The 17,736-nt window shown below is 37.4% G+C and carries 15 protein-coding genes and 2 pseudogenes; 16 read left to right on the forward strand and 1 reads right to left on the reverse strand.

Annotated elements, in window-relative coordinates; all coding sequences use genetic code 11:
* Positions 1 to 82 precede the first annotated feature (82 nt).
* The 13 genes and pseudogenes from CGC52_RS05270 to CGC52_RS11320 form a co-directional block, all read left to right on the forward strand.
* Complete coding sequence (locus CGC52_RS05270) at positions 83 to 1,594, forward strand: RagB/SusD family nutrient uptake outer membrane protein (protein WP_095893647.1); 1,512 nt, start codon at positions 83 to 85, stop codon at positions 1,592 to 1,594.
* A 57-nt stretch (positions 1,595 to 1,651) separates the two neighbouring features.
* Positions 1,652 to 2,755 (forward strand): putative zinc-binding metallopeptidase, encoded by a 1,104-nt coding sequence (locus CGC52_RS05275; RefSeq protein WP_157909108.1) that lies wholly within the window; start codon positions 1,652 to 1,654, stop codon positions 2,753 to 2,755.
* A gap of 404 nt (positions 2,756 to 3,159) precedes the next feature.
* Entirely contained in the window at positions 3,160 to 4,203 is a 1,044-nt protein-coding gene (locus tag CGC52_RS05280; RefSeq protein WP_095893649.1) for a DUF4302 domain-containing protein, read from the forward strand.
* Between the two features lie 915 nt (positions 4,204 to 5,118).
* Entirely contained in the window at positions 5,119 to 5,409 is a 291-nt protein-coding gene (locus tag CGC52_RS05285; protein ID WP_095893650.1) for a GIY-YIG nuclease family protein, read from the forward strand.
* Positions 5,410 to 5,818: 409 nt separating this feature from the next.
* The gene (locus tag CGC52_RS05290) at positions 5,819 to 6,412 is read left to right on the forward strand and encodes a hypothetical protein (protein ID WP_095893651.1); all 594 of its coding nucleotides are present in this window, start codon (positions 5,819 to 5,821) and stop codon (positions 6,410 to 6,412) included.
* Between the two features lie 49 nt (positions 6,413 to 6,461).
* Positions 6,462 to 7,637, forward strand: a complete 1,176-nt coding sequence (locus CGC52_RS05295) for a DUF4856 domain-containing protein (protein WP_095894465.1) — start codon at positions 6,462 to 6,464, stop codon at positions 7,635 to 7,637.
* Positions 7,638 to 8,086: 449 nt separating this feature from the next.
* Positions 8,087 to 8,372 (forward strand): annotated as a pseudogene (locus CGC52_RS05300) (GIY-YIG nuclease family protein).
* A 351-nt stretch (positions 8,373 to 8,723) separates the two neighbouring features.
* Positions 8,724 to 9,806 (forward strand): fibronectin type III domain-containing protein, encoded by a 1,083-nt coding sequence (locus CGC52_RS05305; protein ID WP_095893652.1) that lies wholly within the window; start codon positions 8,724 to 8,726, stop codon positions 9,804 to 9,806.
* 20 nt (positions 9,807 to 9,826) lie between these two features.
* A complete protein-coding gene (locus tag CGC52_RS05310) occupies positions 9,827 to 10,747 on the forward strand; it encodes a hypothetical protein (protein WP_232751847.1) in 921 nt (306 codons plus the stop codon).
* Positions 10,748 to 10,791: 44 nt separating this feature from the next.
* Positions 10,792 to 14,025: a hypothetical protein gene (locus tag CGC52_RS05315; RefSeq protein ID WP_095893653.1), complete on the forward strand. Its 3,234-nt coding sequence runs from the start codon at positions 10,792 to 10,794 to the stop codon at positions 14,023 to 14,025.
* Between the two features lie 201 nt (positions 14,026 to 14,226).
* Positions 14,227 to 14,370, forward strand: coding sequence for a hypothetical protein (locus CGC52_RS11215; RefSeq protein WP_157909006.1), 144 nt, complete (start codon positions 14,227 to 14,229; stop codon positions 14,368 to 14,370).
* Positions 14,371 to 14,439: 69 nt separating this feature from the next.
* On the forward strand, positions 14,440 to 14,661 hold the full coding sequence (locus tag CGC52_RS05320; protein ID WP_232745205.1) for a transposase: 222 nt from the start codon (positions 14,440 to 14,442) through the stop codon (positions 14,659 to 14,661).
* Positions 14,657 to 14,849, forward strand: a pseudogene (locus tag CGC52_RS11320) (IS256 family transposase); the annotation flags it as partial. The gene CGC52_RS05320 and the pseudogene CGC52_RS11320, both read left to right, overlap by 5 nt.
* Positions 14,850 to 15,116: 267 nt before the next feature.
* Here CGC52_RS11320 and CGC52_RS11325 read toward each other — a convergent pair.
* Entirely contained in the window at positions 15,117 to 15,422 is a 306-nt protein-coding gene (locus CGC52_RS11325) for a hypothetical protein (protein WP_232751848.1), read from the reverse strand.
* Between the two features lie 285 nt (positions 15,423 to 15,707).
* Here CGC52_RS11325 and CGC52_RS05335 point away from each other — a divergent pair, with 285 nt between their 5' ends.
* The 3 genes from CGC52_RS05335 (at position 15,708) to gldC (ending at position 17,612) form a co-directional block, all read left to right on the forward strand.
* On the forward strand, positions 15,708 to 16,199 hold the full coding sequence (locus tag CGC52_RS05335) for a hypothetical protein (RefSeq protein WP_157909109.1): 492 nt from the start codon (positions 15,708 to 15,710) through the stop codon (positions 16,197 to 16,199).
* 133 nt (positions 16,200 to 16,332) lie between these two features.
* A complete protein-coding gene (gene gldB / locus CGC52_RS05340; RefSeq protein WP_095893656.1) occupies positions 16,333 to 17,286 on the forward strand; it encodes a gliding motility lipoprotein GldB in 954 nt (317 codons plus the stop codon).
* Positions 17,286 to 17,612, forward strand: a complete 327-nt coding sequence (gldC, locus tag CGC52_RS05345) for a gliding motility protein GldC (protein WP_095893657.1) — start codon at positions 17,286 to 17,288, stop codon at positions 17,610 to 17,612. Before gldB ends, gldC begins: the two co-directional genes overlap by 1 nt.
* The last annotated feature ends 124 nt before the right edge of the window (positions 17,613 to 17,736 follow it).

Here is a 17,736-nt window from a genome sequence, read left to right on the forward strand (position 1 = left end):
GGGCTTCGACTTCGCTCAGCCTGACAATCGGGGCATATTAATGAAGTGAAATAATTATTTCGATAAAAATAAAAACAATACTATGAAATCAATCATAAAAATAACATTAGTAAGTATGCTTTTGGCATCGTGTCAGGGTTTTTTGGACAAAGACCCCGATTCGTCGCTCAATGTGGCTATTGATTCGGAGGAGAAAATTGCCGAATTGTTGGCGGGGGCTTATCCTGAGGCAAGTTATTTTGCTTTCCTCGAAGCCCGAACCGACAATGTGGCAGAACGCGTCAATGGTGTACATTCTCGACTGAATGAAGCGATGTATTTTTGGGAAGATTATGACCAAGAAGATTTGGACACGCCTCTGAACTACTGGAATGCTTGTTACGCAGGGATTGCACAGGCGAACAAGGCTCTGGAATTGTTGGCTTCGTACCCCAAAACGGAAAGGGTAAAGGCTTTGTATGGTGAGGCTTTTTTGCTTCGGGCGTACTTGCATTTTATGTTGGTCAATATCTGGGCAGAACCCTACGGAACGCAGAAAGCACAGCAAAGCGCTGGTATTCCGTATTTGACCAAACCCGAAAAACACGCTTTGGTGGATTACAAACGAGGCACGGTGGCTGAGGTATATGAAAAAATCGAGAAAGATTTGAAATTGGGCGTATCGTTGGTCAATGACGATTATTACAAAAATCCGAAATTTCACTTTAATAAAAAAGCAGCATATGCCTTTGCTTCAAGGTTTTATCTGATAAAGGGAGAATGGGATTTGGTCATCGAATACGCTAACTATGTGCTGGGTGCCGACTCCAAGCAGGTGCTTCGTAATTGGGCAGCTTATGAGCGAAAAATACGATTCAATCGCAAGGCACTCTACAAAGAATACACGCACACGGAAGACCCTGCCAATCTGTTGCTTACCGCTACCGAATCAAGAATACAACGCAATATATTAAACGAAAAATACGGAGTAACAGGAGCTACGGTACGTAATATTTTCTATTCCAAAGGAATTGACGGTTGTGGTGAGGCGGGTAAAAACCTGAATCTTATAACTACGTATTTATTTTCATCGTCGGAAGATGCCATTACTAACGGATTGTACATCGCTAAGTTTGATGAATTGTCATTGTTCGGAAGCACGGGAACGCGTCCGAAAGGATTGTACGTAACTAACGTGCTGTTTTCCACCGATGAAGTGTTACTAAACCGAATGGAGGCCTACGCAATGAAACGCGAGTACGACAAATCCATAGATGACCTGCTCGACTATTGGAGAGGGAAATACGGGGGAGCGTCTTTGTCCTGTCCCAGAGATGCTTACACTACCGTAGATAGTAAATATTACGAGACTTACACGCCTTTTTATGGTATGACGCTAAAACAATTGGCACTGATCAAAATCATTGTGGATTTCCGTCAGAAGGAGTTTCTGCACGAGGGGTTGCGTTGGTTCGATATTCGCAGGTTTTACATTCCCGTGAGCCGAAGTAGTAAAAACGCAATATATCGTCCGCTTGAAAAGGAAGACCCGCGTAAATTGTTGCAAATCCCTGCCGAAGCCATCAATCGAGGGTTAGAGCCCAATCCAAGATAATATTGTAGGGAAAAGATATATCTTTTCCGTTTGAAAACATAAATGAATAACAAACATATGATGAAAAAAATATATATCGTAATATCAATGGCGTTGTTGGGGTGTTCCCAAGAAAAACTTTCCGACCAAAGTGTGGTGGAAGCCAATATTGTGCAACGCAACTACACCGAATTGGATACGTGGATACGCAATGAACTCACGCTACCGTATGGCATTGAGGTGGATTATCGATGGAACGGAAACACTGCTCAGAAAGGAAGTTATACCTATCCGCCTGAGGCTGAAAATGTTCAAAAGATGTTGGAAGCCATTAAGTTTTTGTGGCTCGAAACCTACACGCTCAACAATGTGGGAGGAAGCCATTTTATGAAGGAGAAAAACCCGATTAAGATTTATATGTACGGCGGAAAAAATTTGGACGCTCACGGTGTGGAACTACTTGCGAATCACACGGGTACTACCGCCGAGATGTTTCTGTACAACGTCAATGATTTCGACCCGAAGGATTACGAAAAAGTATATGTGCTGATGCGTAGCGTACATCATCAGTTTGCCAAACGATTGATGGAATTGCTTCCGTATGAGCGGGATAAGTTCGCATTGATTAGCAGTGGATATGTATCTGATTCCAAGGATCTTCCAAGCAAAGAGCCTATCGGAAGATATATCAAAAAAATATCCGATTGTAGTCGTGATAAAGACAATACAGGGTTCACTTACGTGATTTCGTCCGAGCAGGATTACCAACAAGCACGTTTGGGGTTTTTCAGCGTAGGGAAATCCATCCGAACCAACGAAAAGTTGTATAGCTCTGATTGTGAGGTGGCACGTACTTCCGATGTTATCCTAACCGAAGGAGCAATAGCCAATCGCCGCGGATTTTTTACCATTCACTCAATGCTTTCCCCCGAAGATGATTTTGCTGAAATTGTAAGTGCTTATCTCACACATAGTTCTAAGGAAATTACCGATGCCATTACCCTCGGAGGTACTTCCATTAGTGGTACGGCAGACGAAGAGCAAGAGGTTCGTGTAGCCAAGGAACAATTACTTAAAAAACAGGCGTTTGTAGAGGAATATTTTAAAAAAGAAGTAAAAATCAACCTCAAACGGATGCAGCTTTTGAGTGTACAACGTATCAAATCATTCGTAAACAGATAATTTTTTGATATTTTTGAAAGAAAGGAAGTAAAAAAGCGACCGTATGAAGTAAAAAGATGTCGGTACGAAGCAAAAAGATGTCGGTACGAAGCAAAAAGAAGTCGGTACGGAGTAAAAAGGCGACCGTATGGAATAAAAAATAAATAGTATGACGTTTTTTGAGGATTTGAAAATGGAAGGTGATGTAAAAAGTATGATGCCCTTAAAAAAAGAAGTGTTTTTGTCAGGCTGAGCAAAGTCCGTGAAAACGGAGTATGTGACGAAGCCTTATCATTACAGGGCTTCAATGCACATACTCAGCTCCAAGTCTTCGCTGACTTTGCTCAGCCTGACAATCAAAACCAGCATCATACTTTTTATAACACAACCTGAAAATGTTTATTGAATTTTAAAGTTAAGTTTTAATGAAAAGATATTTATTTTTGATAGTTTTGGTGGGAATGATTTCCTGTAAGAAAGAGGAGCCTTCGGAAGTATCGCCTTCTGACAGAAATTTGCAGAACATCAAGGCGTTACGTAAAGAACTGACCGAAGCTCCGTATGGTTGGAAGGTGCTTTATTTTCCGAAAACCGATTCGCTGTTGTTTGCTAACAAAGATGAAATTTTGGAAAAAGACCCTTTGTTTCGTGAGCGTTACGGCTATGGCGGATTTTATTTCCTGATGAAATTTGATGATAAAGGAACCGTGCAAATGCGTGCCGATTATGACAGTAAATCAATGGTGGAAACCAAAGAAAGTGAGTTTGAAATCAAGCAAAACACCTTTACACAGCTTAGTTTTACCACCTTTAATTACATTCATCACTTGGTAAACGACCGATTTTCAGGAAACTCTGATTTTATGTACGCAGGAAGAGATTTTGAAAATAATTTGGTTTTCAAAACAGCTTCGTACATTGAACCAGCTCGGGAGTATGTCGTTTTTGAAAAATTGAAGTCGCCAATTGATTGGGAAGATACTCGCAATACAACCGATAATGCACTTACGGAATCTTACAAAAACCGAAAGATTTTCGAACAGATGAAAAATCCGCAGGTGGTAATCCGCAAAGGAAGTCGTATTTTCTTTCAAAGCGATATGATTGTTCGTAGTACACGTGGAACGCCTCAGTATAACCAATTTCTGAGAGAAATCATCGAAAAGCGGTACTATTTGTTTCGCTTCAATAAAAAACCAGACCTTGTAAATCCGCGAATAGCCAAAGAAAGTACCGGATTAGGGTCGGGATACGTGGGAACGGAGCAGGGGCTGACCTTCCGCACGGGGCTTCGTTATACGGAGAAGTATATTTTTCGCGATTTTGAACGTCGGGGTGATAAATTTGTATGCGAATTGGTGAAAGTGTATGACGCGATTCTTAAACGGGAAATGTATGTGAGCAAACATCTTTATCCCGATGGCGAACCCACCTATTTTGTGGCGGAAATTACCGATGAGCAAATGTAAGGGTGTTTGGAAAAATAAAGAGGTACTGTAAAGGAAAAGTAGAATACTGCTCGTCAGTTCGAGTGATTTGCGGAGTGGAACGTAGCAAATCGTATCGAGAACTTTTTAGGATATAGGAAATCGTTTCTCGACACAAATTTTATCTCCATTGCATTGCGATAAAATTCACTCGAAGTGACGGAAGTAAGAGTATAGAATAATTAGTTAAATACATTGTTGATTCAAATAAAGAAATACATTTATGGAGAATGTATAAAAAAAGTAAAGCAGAATGTAACTCGTCAGTTCGAGTGATTTGCGAAGCGTAGCGTAGCAAATCGTATCGAGAACTTTTTAGGATATAGGAAATCGTTTCTCGACACAAATTTTATCTCCATTGCATTGCGATAAAATTCACTCGAAGTGACGGAAGTAAGAGTATAGAATAATTAGTTAAATACATTGTTGATTCAAATAAAGAAATACATTTATGGAGAATGTATAAAAAAAGTAAAGCAGAATGTAACTCGTCAGTTCGAGTGATTTGCGAAGCGTAGCGTAGCAAATCGTATCGAGAACTTTTTAGGATATAGGAAATCGTTTCTCGACACAAATTTTATCTCCATTGCATTGCGATAAAATTCACTCGAAGTGACGGAAGTAAGAGTATAGAATAATTAGTTAAATACATTGTTGATTCAAATAAAGAAATACATTTATGGAGAATGTATAAAAAAAGTAAAGCAGAATGTAACTCGTCAGTTCGAGTGATTTGCGAAGCGTAGCGTAGCAAATCGTATCGAGAACTTTTTAGGATATAGGAAATCGTTTCTCGATACAAATTTTATCTCCATTGCATTGCGATAAAATTCACTCGAAGTGACGGAGAGTAGATATAAATGATGTTGGTTTAAGAACTTTTAAAATTGGTAAAATATGGAGTCGTTTGTGTACATTTTATTATGTTCGGATAAAACTTTTTATACGGGAGTTACTTCCAATTTGGGTGAAAGGTTAAAAGAGCATCAATCGGGTAAGTATCCTAATTCGTACACGGCAAGCAGATTACCCGTAGAATTGGTTTACTATGCAACTTTTACGGATATAAATCAAGCTATTGAATTTGAAAAGAAAATTAAGAAATGGTCGCAAAAGAAAAAACAAGCATTGATAGAAGGAAATTATGAAGATTTACCTAATTTAGCTAAGAAAAAATTTAATAGATAAATTAGTCTTTAATTAAACTGTTTAGCACAAAGAGATAATAGAGTTTGTCAGTTCGAGTGATTTGCGAAGCGTAGCGTAGCAAATCGTATTGAGAACTTTAGGATATTAGGAAATCACTTCTCGATACAAATTTTATCTCCATTACATTGCGATAAAATTCACTTGAAGTGACGGAGAGCAAGTATAAATGACGGATTTAAAAGTATATTTATGTAAAAAATGAAGTAGTATTGAGTTTGTCAGTTCGAGTGATTTGCGGAGCGGAGCAAATCGTATCGAGAACTTTTAGAAGGGTAAAACCACTTCTCGATACAAATTTTATCTCCATTGCATTACGATAAAATTCACTCGAAGTGACGGAATCAACTTAAAATGAATATTACACCAAAAAAAAGAAATTTTTAGATAAATGAAGAATATAAAATATGTATTGTTGGCAGGTTTACTCGGATTTTTTTCCTGTAACGTAAAAGACAGCGACCCTGTGGAGGAGGATTACGAAAAGTTGTTTCCCCTCAAACCCATTGAAAAGCCCGAAAACGCCTATGAAGATATGAGGATACGCATTTGCAATCCTGATGAGGCATTGCAAAATTACCGCTATCCAGGGGTAACGCTTGAAAATCAGCGGGAATATGAAATTACCCTCAAATGCAGGTATCGTGAAGAACGGGCTGCTACAAAATCGCGTTACGTGGTGCGGTTTGTTGCAGCGGATAAAAGCATACAAACCGTTGGGAGTGATGCTTCTGATAACTCGTTGAATTTCACTATGGAAAAAGACAAAGAATTTGCATTTACTTACAAAGTGAAGTCTGGTTTTCCGATGTATCTTTCGGTGAATGGGATTGGCGACAGAGGGTCGGGGGTAAACGCCAGTATTACGGCGGTTTCTGATGACGGATTGGTGGTCGTTCCTGTGTTAAGCGTTGAACAGAACCAAAATAGCGAAGGACCTAACAGAATTCCGCAACCTTATTGCGAGTATATTATTCTGCCGTAGTTGATTGATTTTTAGTTTGATTTGTGTAACGGAGGAAAAACAAAACGAAATGCGAAAATATACATTATTTACAATGCTTTTGATGCTCGTCGCTTGTAATAAGGGCGAAGGCGAAACGGTGGAATCGGCATATTTGGAACCGCTTCCGCCTGAATATAAATACAGCTTTTCCCGTAACGGAAGTAGCAGTGTAGATTTGCTTGAATGCAGTTTGCTTAAAGAACCGTTGGACGTGTTGTACAACAGTTATTTGAAAGAAGCAAGAATAATGAATCAGGCAGATTATCAAGTAGTTTTCAGATACTATAACGACGGGATTTACAGCCATTTAAAACCCAAAGAGGAAGTTGCCAAATCGGAATTGCATCGAGCCAATCGGGAAGCGATTCAAAAAGATTTGACCGATTTTATCGAAACTTCTGCCCGAATCGGGGGCTACGGCACAGAAAATCCTTCTGATATTCGGCGACAAGCATTGCGACAAGGGCGAACGGGCTACATTGGCAACAATATCGGCGATGTAAACTTAGCTTTTGCCGATGAAAAAGGAATTGTGGTGGCGGAAGCGTTTCGTTATGCCGTTTTTGGGGCAATTTATTTGGATAAGGTGCTAAATTATCATCTTAATGAAAGTTTTCTCAGCGATGAGACGCTTCGCAAGAAACACGAAGATGTTGTGCTTCCTCCTGGGCGAAATTACACTGAGTTGGAGCATCATTGGGATTTGGCGTACGGATATTACACCTTTTTGCGTCCGTTGGTGCGAGCCGAAGGGATTCCCTTGCTCAAAAACAGCGAAGTACGTATTTTTAACGCATTTGTGCAAGGACGTATCGAATTGGAGCGATACCGTTATGAGGATATGAAACAACATCTTCATATCATTCGGGAGGAACTCTCACGAGCCATTGCCATTCGCACGATGAACATTTTGATTGGAGAAAACACAATTGCCAATTTAGACGAAAGCGGGGGATACGCATTCCCTTTTATTTCAAGGGCTTATGGGCTTATTTATGCGTTACAATTTGCCCGAAATCCACAGGGAGAACTTTACTATTCTCGGGAGGAAGTACAACGTCTTTTGCAACAGTTTCTACTCGGAAACGGATTGTGGGACAAACAGCGTTTACTTTCTAACGCTCAAACACAAGGCTCGTTAAAGCACATCGCTACGGAAGTGGGCAAACCTTTTGGCATTTCAATTGAGCAGATTAAGAGGTAAAAGATAGTGTAAATTCAAATGATTTGTAAGGTAAATTAGTATAGGTATTATAAGTGATTGACAATCAGTTAGGACGTGACTCGTCAGTTCGAGTGTTTTTCTGTAGCGTTAGCGAAAGAAAAATGTATCGAGAACTTTCAGGGAATAAAATCACTTCTCGATACAAACTTTATCTTCGTTGGCACTGCGATAAAATTCACTCGAAGTGACGTGTAACGAGGTTTATGAATGATAAAAGATGAAAAATAGAATTAGGGTCGTCAGTTCGAGTGTTTTTCTGTAGCGTTAGCGAAAGAAAAATGTATCGAGAACTTTCAGGGAATAAAATCACTTCTCGATACAAATTTTATCTTCGTTGCACTACGATAAAATTCACTCGAAGTGACGAGGAGGGTCGATTGATTAAAGAAATAAATCATACCAAAGAAAATTTGAATGATAAGGTAAGTATGGAATCATTTATGTACATTTTACTGTGTTCTGACAAAACTTTTTATACAGGAGTTACTTCCAATTTAGGGGAAAGGCTAAAAGAACATCAATCGGGGAAATATCCTAATTCCTACACAGCGAGTAGATTACCGGTAGAATTGGTTTACTATGCAACTTTTACGGATATAAATCAAGCGATTGAATTTGAAAAAGAAAATAAAAAAATGGTCACAAAAGAAAAAACAAGCGTTAATAGACGGAGAGTATGAGAAATTGCCTAATTTAGCAAAGAAAAAATTTTAACCAAATTGAGTGTTCATCGGTTCGAGTGTTTTTCTGTAGCGTTAGCGAAAGAAAAATGTATCGAGAACTTTCAGGGAATAAAATCACTTCTCGATACAAATCTTATCTTCGTTAGCACTACGATAAAATTCACTCGAAGTGACGTGTAACGAGGTTTATGAATGATAAAAGATGAAAAATAGAATTAGGCTCGTCAGTTCGAGTGTTTTTCTGTAGCGTTAGCGAAAGAAAAATGTATCGAGAACTTTCAGGGAATAAAATCACTTCTCGATACAAACTTTATCTTCGTTGGCACTGCGATAAAATTCACTCGAAGTGACGTGTAACAGAAATTACAGAAATACGATAAATATGAAACGAATACTTATAACATTGCTTTTGGGGCTTTCGTGGATTGCCCAAGCACAGGAAAATTTAATCCCTAACGGAGGATTTGAGGAATATACTCCGGGGAAAAAACCCAAAAATTGGAGTTTTTCAAACAATATATTTTTTAGGAATGATGAATTTGGTTATGAACAGGCTCGTTCGGGGCAGTATTGCCCTAAATTGTATGCCAATGCAGGTCAATTTTATGTGATTGATGACAATTACAGTTCGGCAGCGATTGACGTTCAAGAGGGAGCAACTTATTTGCTAACGTATTGGTACAAAGGTACAATAAATCGCGAAAATATGGAGCTTGTGGTAAGTTGGTATAACAGTTCCAGCACTTCTCCTATAAAAAGAGATTACAAGGGAAAGGTAACCCCCAACGCCTCAGAATGGACAAAACGTGAGGTGGAGTTTACTGTACCTATCGGGATTACCAAAATGGGAGTGGCTTTTGTAATGAGTCGTTCCAGTGGGAGTGGCCATATTATGATAGATGATGTTTCATTAGTGTATAAGGGCGACACAGGAGGAGGAAATACGCAATTATCCGCTCCAACTCGTTTTCAGGTTCAGACCTTCCAGCGGGAAGCTCTTCTGTCGTGGGATAAGGAAGCCGACCCCCAATTGCAATGGGAAGTTGTGGTAGATGCACAAGCTCCGCAACGTGTCGTTGCCAATTCGTTTTTAGTAAGAGGTTTGGAACCAGAAACCAACTACACGTTCAAAGTAAGAGCTGTGAAGGGAGCCAATGCGTCCGAATATACCAACCACATTACCAAAGGAACACAATCAATGCAGTACGGTATCAATGACATTAGGCGTGTTCCGCACTTGCGTACGCTTAACGATGATGGTATTTGTAGGCAAACGATTGATTTGTTTTACAATGATTTGGCTGATGCTTCTGCCAGAATTACCTATTTTGTAAACGGAAAAGAAGTACAACCCAACGGCGACCAGCTTACCTTCCCCCAAAAAGGAAAACAGAAGTTGAAAATCATTATAATTGAAGCCGTTGACCGTCAATGGGAAATAGAATATGATTTGGAAGTTCAGTAATAAATGAAAATAAGAGAGTTATGAAATATACGATTATCATAAGTATTGCCATTTTAAGTCTTTTTGCTTCGTGCGAGAAGGAAAATCACAATGCAATTCCTGAAATAAAAATAGGGCAGGACGAGCAGTCGCTCCGTGAGGTTTCGGTCAATAAACAAACCACGCGATATATTTTGCTTTCGGGCGGAAATGAGAAGTTTGCCGTGAACATCGAAAATTCCAAAGTGGCACAAGCCTCCGTACATCAGGATACGCTCAAAATCAAAGGGTTGTTTGAGGGAGAAACCTTTGCAACGGTAATTTCGCACGACAAGAAAGCACATTTGAAAATCAATGTAGTTCCCCCTCAGGTGAGTATTAGTCAGGAGGTGGTTCGAATTTACCCCAATGAAGAAAGCAAGTTTGTGAGTATAGACGGTGGGGGTGATGAACCTACGTTGGAAGTTGATGACCCCGACGGAATTTTGCTTTACAAATGGAACGGAAATACCAAAATTTTGGAGTTGTTTGCCCGTTATGAAGGGGAAGCCGTTGTTCGTATTTCCGCACAAGGGGTTGAAACTAAGCAGTTAAAGGTAATTGCTGAATCTGGTGGAGATTCACGAGTTTATGGGTATTATGACAATACAAGGCGAACGCTTTCTCGCCAAATTACTCCCAAAATGATAGTCAAACGCAAAGGAGTAGGGGTGTGGATGGCAACAGGAGTTAATCCGTACGGAGAGGTACAGCCACAATCCACTCAACGAGCTTTGAAAATTTCATCTATTCTGAATCCGAAACAAGGGCGACATATTGATGTTCAGATGGAAATATATCCTGTGGAGAGCAGTTATTTTGGAATAACCAACGGAACAAACCGACTATATGTTGAGAAAGTTCGCGGAGAAAGTATCTTACTTCGCGGGAAAGGGTTTAAGTTGGTGATTCCTAAAGAGTAATAAAATATAAAACAATCACTTTATAATATTAAAATAATATCGAAATGAAAAAAATACCTTTTATTTTAGGGCTAATCGTCTTTGGATTAGCATTTTTGTGGTCTTGTGAGAAAGACGATAAAATGTCCAATATTCCAGTAGAGCTTACCCTGGAGGAGAAAATGCTTTCCTTATTTGAGGGAGATAATAAAACCTTAAAAATTCTTACAGGAAACGGAAAATATAAAGTACAATCCTCTGATGTGGGGGTTGCTAAAGTTTCTGTTAATGAAAATTTAATCACCATAAATGTTTTAAAATCAGGGAAAACTGTGATAACTTTGACCGATGCTCAACATAAAAAAACGACTGTGGAGCTAACGGTTTCTCAGGCAGTAAACCTGTCAGAAAACGAGGTCGGTTTAGGAGAGAATTCTGAAACAATGGTAACCATAGCTGACGAAGGCACTTTTTCCGTAGATGTTGAAAATGAAGAGATAGCAACCGCCACTTTGGAGGGAAAAACCATCAAAATAACAGGAAAAAAGGCAGGGAAAACAGTTGTTTCGGTAACTAATACCAAGATCAACCGCTCAACAAAAGTTGACGTAACCGTTTACAAAACAGTCTCTTTGGAAAAAAATGAAGTAGAACTTCGCGTAAACGAAGAAGAGGTTATAAAACTTTTGACAGGAGAAGGTCCTTTCAATATTGAGACAGATAATGATGGGGTAAAAGCATTTGAAGAAGATAAAGAGCTGAAAATAACCGCATTGAAACCTGGCAAGTCTGTTGTTAGCGTTATTGACACAAAAACCAATCAGACAGCAACTGTTGAAATTACTGTTTTCAAGTCAATTGAAGTGGAAACAGATAAGGTACAGATGAAAAAGGGAGAAGAAAAAAACATCGCTATTTCACAAGGAGAAGGTCCTTATGAGGTAACATCAAGCAACGATGTGGTACGCGCTACTGTAAAGGAAACCAATGTAAAAATAAGTGCGTTGAAAGGTGGTAAATCCATCATTACAGTTTTAGATACTAAAACAAATCGCACTTTTGCTGTTGAGGTCGTTGTTAATGAGTCTCTGCAATTGGAAAAAACGGATATAGAGTTACATCCTAATGCGGAACACACTATTCTTGCTATTTCGGGTGTAGGACCTTTTATGGCAAGTTCGGAAAATACTGAAATAGCAACTGCTACATCTAATGGAAAAGGGATTAAAATTTCTGCAAAAAAAACAGGTAGAACTCAAATTACGGTTACTGATGTAAAAACACAAGAAAAATCAGTTATCAATGTATTAGTATTTACATTCGTAAATTTATCCCAAAATAAAGTAGTTTTGAAAGAAAAAGCGACCACTTCTGTGAATATAACTTCTGAAGGAAATAAATTTGATATATCTTCTGATAATCAAAATATTACAGTTATGTTGGAAGGAAAAACCATAAAAATCACAGGTGTAAAAGCAGGAAAATCAACAATTACTGTAACGGATGCGGTTTCTAAAAAGTCAACGAATCTTGAGGTGGAAGTAACAGCTTTAGAAAATATTGAGGTAAGCAAAGAAGCGATTTCTTTGAATATAGGAGAAGTTACAAATGTTGTAATTACTTCTGGCGAGGGTCCTTTCCAATTATCTGTAAATAATGACTTTATTACAGCTACTTTAGAAAATCAAAATATAAGAATTGAGGCTAAAAAAGGAGGAAAATCTGAAATTACGATTAGCAATCCACAGACAGGAAAATCGGTAAAAATCTCAGTAATTTCACAGTACGCTGATTTTAAACTATCTACAAATGAAGCTACGCTTAGTGTAAATCAAAATCAACAAGTTGCAATCACTGGAGGTTCTGGGAAATTTTCAGCCACTTCTAATGCAGAAAGTGTGGCAACTGTAAATGTTTCGGGAACGACATTGACTATTAATGGAGCTTCAGGAGGAGATGCTGTTATTACCGTAACTGACACACAATCTAACAAAACCAAAACCATCAATGTGAAAGTTAAGGCAGCAACTGGAAAATTGGACATAGTTCGAAAAAGAGTTGAGTTGATTGTAGGAGGTTTTGGAGATACGCAGGTTATTAGTGGAATGCCTGTGAAGGAACATTGTACGTCAGAAAATCCGAGTATAGCGGTGTTTGACCGAGTAGAAACCAATACGTTTGGGGAGACTTATGCCTACATAAGAGGAGTAGGTAAAGGGACTACAAAAGTAACGATTTCTGATGGTGTAACCTCGTTTCAGGTTACGGCGATAGTAACTAAGGTACCTGAATTCAAATTACTTAAAAATATAATAGACATAAAAGAGGGAGAATCCTCCATTGGTGCAGGAGTACAAGGAAGTGGTAATTTTTCCGTAAGTATTCAAAATTCTGATCTTGTAACAGTTTCAGAACCTAATAATTATGGAGGAGGCGATACTTACTTTTTTGACATTGAGGGTAAAAAAGCAGGGACAACTCAAGTTACAATAACAGATAATGTAACAAAAAGTTCAGGAGTGATACAGGTTACTGTAAGAGAGAAATATACTGACTTCCAGTTGTCTACAAGTAATGTTACACTTAATGAAAATCAAAATCAGCAAGTTACTATCACCGGAGGCTCTGGAGAATTTACAGTCACTTCTAATGCAGAAAGTGTGGCAACTGTAAATGTTTCGGGCACAACATTAACCATCAACGGAGTTTCAGAAGGAGATGCAGTTATCACTGTAACTGACACGCAATCTAATAAAAATAAGACAATTAGTGTAAAAGTTAAGAAAGCAGAAGTATTAGAAATAGGTCGTACAAAAATAAGCGTATTTGTTGGTAAATACGGAACTACGGCTCTCCTTAAGGGGATGCCTATTAAGGAACACTGTGTTTCGGAAGATCCAAATATTGCTGTATTCGACAGAGTAGAAGAATCCGAAACAATATATATAAAAGCTGTAAATGTTGGTAGAACGAATGTTACCATTTCTGATGGTATTACTTCTCATCAGGTTGACGTAGAAGTAAAAAAGCTACCTGATTTCAATTTGGATTTGACAAGATTAATAATGTTTAAAGGCGAAAACTCTTCCGTGGAAATACAAGGAAGTGGTGATTTTGAGATTACTGTTTCAGAACCAGGAAAAATTAATTTTACAAGAACTGAAGAATTGGATGTAAATGGAGTTATATATCTTTATATTACAGCTCTTGATCTTGGAGAAACCCAGGTTACCATAAAAGATAAACATAGTGGCAAATCTGACGTTCTGACCGTTAAAATCATAGAAGATTTTGATTAGGAATTTTAATCGTAAAAATACTGAAAAGAGGAAGCTGCCTTTTCGGACAGCTTCCCTTTTTATTTGGTGGTTTTCCTAAAGTTTTTGATCGTTCAGCAAAAAGTATGATACTATAAAAAATCGAGCCCTTTGCACGGTAAAAAATGAGAAGAAATCATTTAACCAATTGATTATTAGTTGATTATTTTATATATTTGCTTCATGAAACGCACCAAAACCCTATCCGCTATGTCCTTTGCTGCTTACGATGTAGAAAGACGCACCCGAAAAGGCTCTTTTTATGCACAAGTCGATACCATTATCGATTGGAAACCTATTTCCGCTATCATCGACGAACACTATTAAAAAGGACTTTCCGCCTCGGGTGAAAAACCTTACGATGGACTCTTGCTGTTCAAAATGCTACTCATCGGGATGTGGAACAACCTCTCGGATGTCAAGGTAGAAGAGCATGTAAATGATAGCCTATCGGCGATGAAATTCTGCGGTATGCAGTTGGAAGATTCTGTACCGAGCTACAGTGTTTTAAGTCAATTTCGCACCGAGCTTACCGAAAAGAATGCCTTTGATTCTTTGCTTTCTGAAATCAATCATCAGTTGGAAAAACATAGGATCATCATTCATCAAGGCTATTGAGAATCTGAATGGTTAGATTAGAAAATACACCAAAAACAAGCCGTCTTTCCCAACAGATGAAGCCGTTCAAAAGTCGGTTTTCTTAGCACTGAGGGAAGCTACCAAAAAAATGGAGTATGCCTATCCAAAATTGGGGTATTGTTTTAAACCAATTTATGCTTATATTTGCAGAAAGGCTCAAGTTATAAAAACTGGTATAATGGACAAAAATTAGGCTGTTTTTTAGACGATTGTTTCTAATGGACATTTTTTAGGCTCTAATTTTTTACTAAATTTTGATTTGAATTTAAATAGCATTTTCTTTGTCTGATTGATATTTTTAGAGAGCTTCTATGCCTTTAAAAACTCATCTATAAACCTCATTTTACGCTTTAAGGACAATCCATTATGATTGCGTAATTTATTCTTTAAATCAGCAAAATGACCGTCAATAGCATTAGTTGTATTGGGAATACCTAATTCATAATTATCATACCAAGTAAACAACCAAGGCAGATTGTTTTTAAACTTCTGTAAGCACTTCTAAGTTTTTTATGTGTATAGAAACTCTTGTTTGTCAAAATATTAACAGTTCTTTCATTTAGAAAATCTTCCCACTTTTCAAACCATAAACTCAAAGCCCCTTCAAAAGATTCTTTATCAGTAATAACCATCAAATCAACTATTTTCATTAATTCCTTTGCTGCTTCTAATTTTGGCTTTTTGGTCAAATATCTTCTTATAATAGCTGACTGATGAATTTTTAAATCAGCGAATTCCATAAAAAAATAAAAATCTAATGAGCTAAATTGGCACATCTGAACTGGAATTCCGTTAAATGATTGAATAAGCCCCTTCCTTCCATCGCATACAATAGCCAGGCAGTGAGAAAGAACCTTCCAGTATGTATAGTATGAAATTTGATACTGATCTGGCTATTATCAAAGGGATACAATAAGAACAAAAATAAAAAGAGTAATAATTACTTCTATTAAAACGTATGGTAAAGAATATTTCTTTATAATCGTTGATTCTCAATGAACTATTTAACATTTAAATACAAACATATGAAATCAAAATTATATATTTTTTTAGCTTTAATTGGCTTTGTTGCCTGTAAGAAAGATTCTTCTCTCGAAGAGAAAAAGAAAAGATGTTCCCCCCCTCCTGCTGACTTGAGACTAATCATCCAAGAAAATGAAAACCTTCCTTCCAGCTTTTATGACCTTGCCCATCGTAATTTTGAGAAGGATATTTCGATTTTTCTTCAAAAAGACAGTCTTCTTATCAAAGATATTGCAGAGGTAGCTCTTTATAAAGGTAATATAGTGGTATTTGCTTTGGAAAAAAATGTAGTGGAATATATATACACAGGAAAAGAAGTGCGTTTTTTAATCAGACAAGCTGAAAAGACAGACACTTTGAGAATTAAAGGTTATATTGAAAATCATTGTGGTTTTGTGGGAAAACTGAAAGAAATTTACTTTAATGACGTAGAGTTAGCTTTCAGAGAGAAAGGGAATTATATCGTAGCTTTCCCAAAAAATGATGCAATTTAGGATTTTATTATCATGACAGGAACTTTTTCTTGAGCTACCTTAGTTATAGATCCTTAAATTCTATTAGTGAGTGCATTTCTTTTGCGTTTATTTCCTAAAAAATATATCTTTGCACGAACAAAAGGTATCCTCCATGAAAAAAATCTTATTCGCTGTCGTTATTTTATTTTTTATTTCCTGTGGTGATAAAAAAGAACGAGAAATCGCTCAGATTCCTATGGAATTTGAAACCATCCGCTTCGATTCTTTGTTCTTTTTATCACCCGTTGGGAAATTATCCGAATTAAAAAAAGAATACCCTTATTTGTTTTCTGCCTATACAGAGGACGAAAAATGGGAAGAATACCAAAAAGACACTCTCAATCAGGAGATTGTAAGAGAAATCAACAAGGTTTTTGGTGATTTTTCCAATGAAAAAACAGCAATAAAACACCTGTTCCAACACGTAAAATACTATTTCCCGAAGTTTGTAGCTCCTAAGGTAATTACAGTGACATCGGAGGTGGACTATCACTCCAGAGTCATTTATGCCGATTCTCTTTTATTTATTCAGTTGGATAACTATTTAGGCGAAGAACACTATTTTTACGAAAATATTCAGAAATACATACGTTCGGAGCTCAAAAAAGAACATATTGTTACAGATATAGCCGAAACTTTCGCTGAAAAATTAGTCCCTCGGAATCAACACCTTTCTTTTTTAGATCATATGATTTACGAAGGTAAGAAGCTCTACTTACTATCACAATTACTCCCAAAGAAATCGGATGGTGATTTGTTGAAGTACGATTCGGAAAAAACACAATGGGCTACAGAAAATGAAAGTCAAATATGGCGTTACTTCATTGAAAACGAATTGCTTTACCAAACTAACAAACAGCTACTCAACCGATTCATTTATCCAGCTCCATTCTCCAAATTCTATTTAGAGCTTGACAATGAATCCCCGGGTCAAATCGGACGATACATCGGGTTGCAAATCGTAAAAAGTTATGCTCAAAAAAATAACGGTAAATCGCTCATTGAGCTATTAGCAATGGATGCAGATGAAATTTTTAAACAATCATTTTATAAACCTAAAAAATAATGGTAAACACATCAAAAATTGAATTAACCGTAGCGTTGGACGAAAATAAAATTCCCGAAAAACTTTTTTGGAATGCTCAAGATGGAGGAATTTACAATGAGGAGGCAAAAGCCATCTTCTTGTCGGTTTGGGATTCTAAAAATAAAGAAGCACTACGCATTGATTTATGGACGAAAGAAATGCCTGTTGATGAAATGAAACTTTTCTTTTATCAAACGCTTTCATCGATGGCCGAAACGTTTTACCGTGCTACGGAAGATGAAAAAATGCGGGATACGATGCGCGATTTTTGTGAGTATTTTGCCGAAAAAATGGAACTCAAATAAGTACTTTAATAAAACTTCTAAACTATTTTTATTTCAAATAAGTAGTTCGTACGCTGACTATAAACAAGCCTCAATATTTGGTGAAAATATCAAAATAAAGAGTTTATATTAAAAGTATTAATTG

This window comes from Capnocytophaga sp. H2931, from assembly GCF_002302535.1.
Classification (GTDB): Bacteria; Bacteroidota; Bacteroidia; order Flavobacteriales; family Flavobacteriaceae; genus Capnocytophaga; species Capnocytophaga canis.

Bases quoted from the DNA above. Each gene is read 5' to 3' on its own strand.
- CGC52_RS05320 (WP_232745205.1), top strand. From the start codon at position 14,440: ATGTGGAACAACCTCTCGGATGTCAAGGTAGAAGAGCATGTAAATGAT.
- CGC52_RS05275 (WP_157909108.1), top strand. From the start codon at position 1,652: ATGATGAAAAAAATATATATCGTAATATCAATGGCGTTGTTGGGGTGT.
- CGC52_RS05280 (WP_095893649.1), top strand. From the start codon at position 3,160: ATGAAAAGATATTTATTTTTGATAGTTTTGGTGGGAATGATTTCCTGT.
- CGC52_RS11215 (WP_157909006.1), top strand. From the start codon at position 14,227: ATGAAACGCACCAAAACCCTATCCGCTATGTCCTTTGCTGCTTACGAT.
- CGC52_RS05305 (WP_095893652.1), top strand. From the start codon at position 8,724: ATGAAACGAATACTTATAACATTGCTTTTGGGGCTTTCGTGGATTGCC.
- gldB (WP_095893656.1), top strand. From the start codon at position 16,333: ATGAAAAAAATCTTATTCGCTGTCGTTATTTTATTTTTTATTTCCTGT.
- gldC (WP_095893657.1), top strand. From the start codon at position 17,286: ATGGTAAACACATCAAAAATTGAATTAACCGTAGCGTTGGACGAAAAT.
- CGC52_RS11325 (WP_232751848.1), bottom strand. From the start codon at position 15,422: ATGGAATTCGCTGATTTAAAAATTCATCAGTCAGCTATTATAAGAAGA.
- CGC52_RS05315 (WP_095893653.1), top strand. From the start codon at position 10,792: ATGAAAAAAATACCTTTTATTTTAGGGCTAATCGTCTTTGGATTAGCA.
- CGC52_RS05310 (WP_232751847.1), top strand. From the start codon at position 9,827: ATGAAATATACGATTATCATAAGTATTGCCATTTTAAGTCTTTTTGCT.
- CGC52_RS05335 (WP_157909109.1), top strand. From the start codon at position 15,708: ATGAAATCAAAATTATATATTTTTTTAGCTTTAATTGGCTTTGTTGCC.
- CGC52_RS05285 (WP_095893650.1), top strand. From the start codon at position 5,119: ATGGAGTCGTTTGTGTACATTTTATTATGTTCGGATAAAACTTTTTAT.
- CGC52_RS05270 (WP_095893647.1), top strand. From the start codon at position 83: ATGAAATCAATCATAAAAATAACATTAGTAAGTATGCTTTTGGCATCG.
- CGC52_RS05290 (WP_095893651.1), top strand. From the start codon at position 5,819: ATGAAGAATATAAAATATGTATTGTTGGCAGGTTTACTCGGATTTTTT.
- CGC52_RS05295 (WP_095894465.1), top strand. From the start codon at position 6,462: ATGCGAAAATATACATTATTTACAATGCTTTTGATGCTCGTCGCTTGT.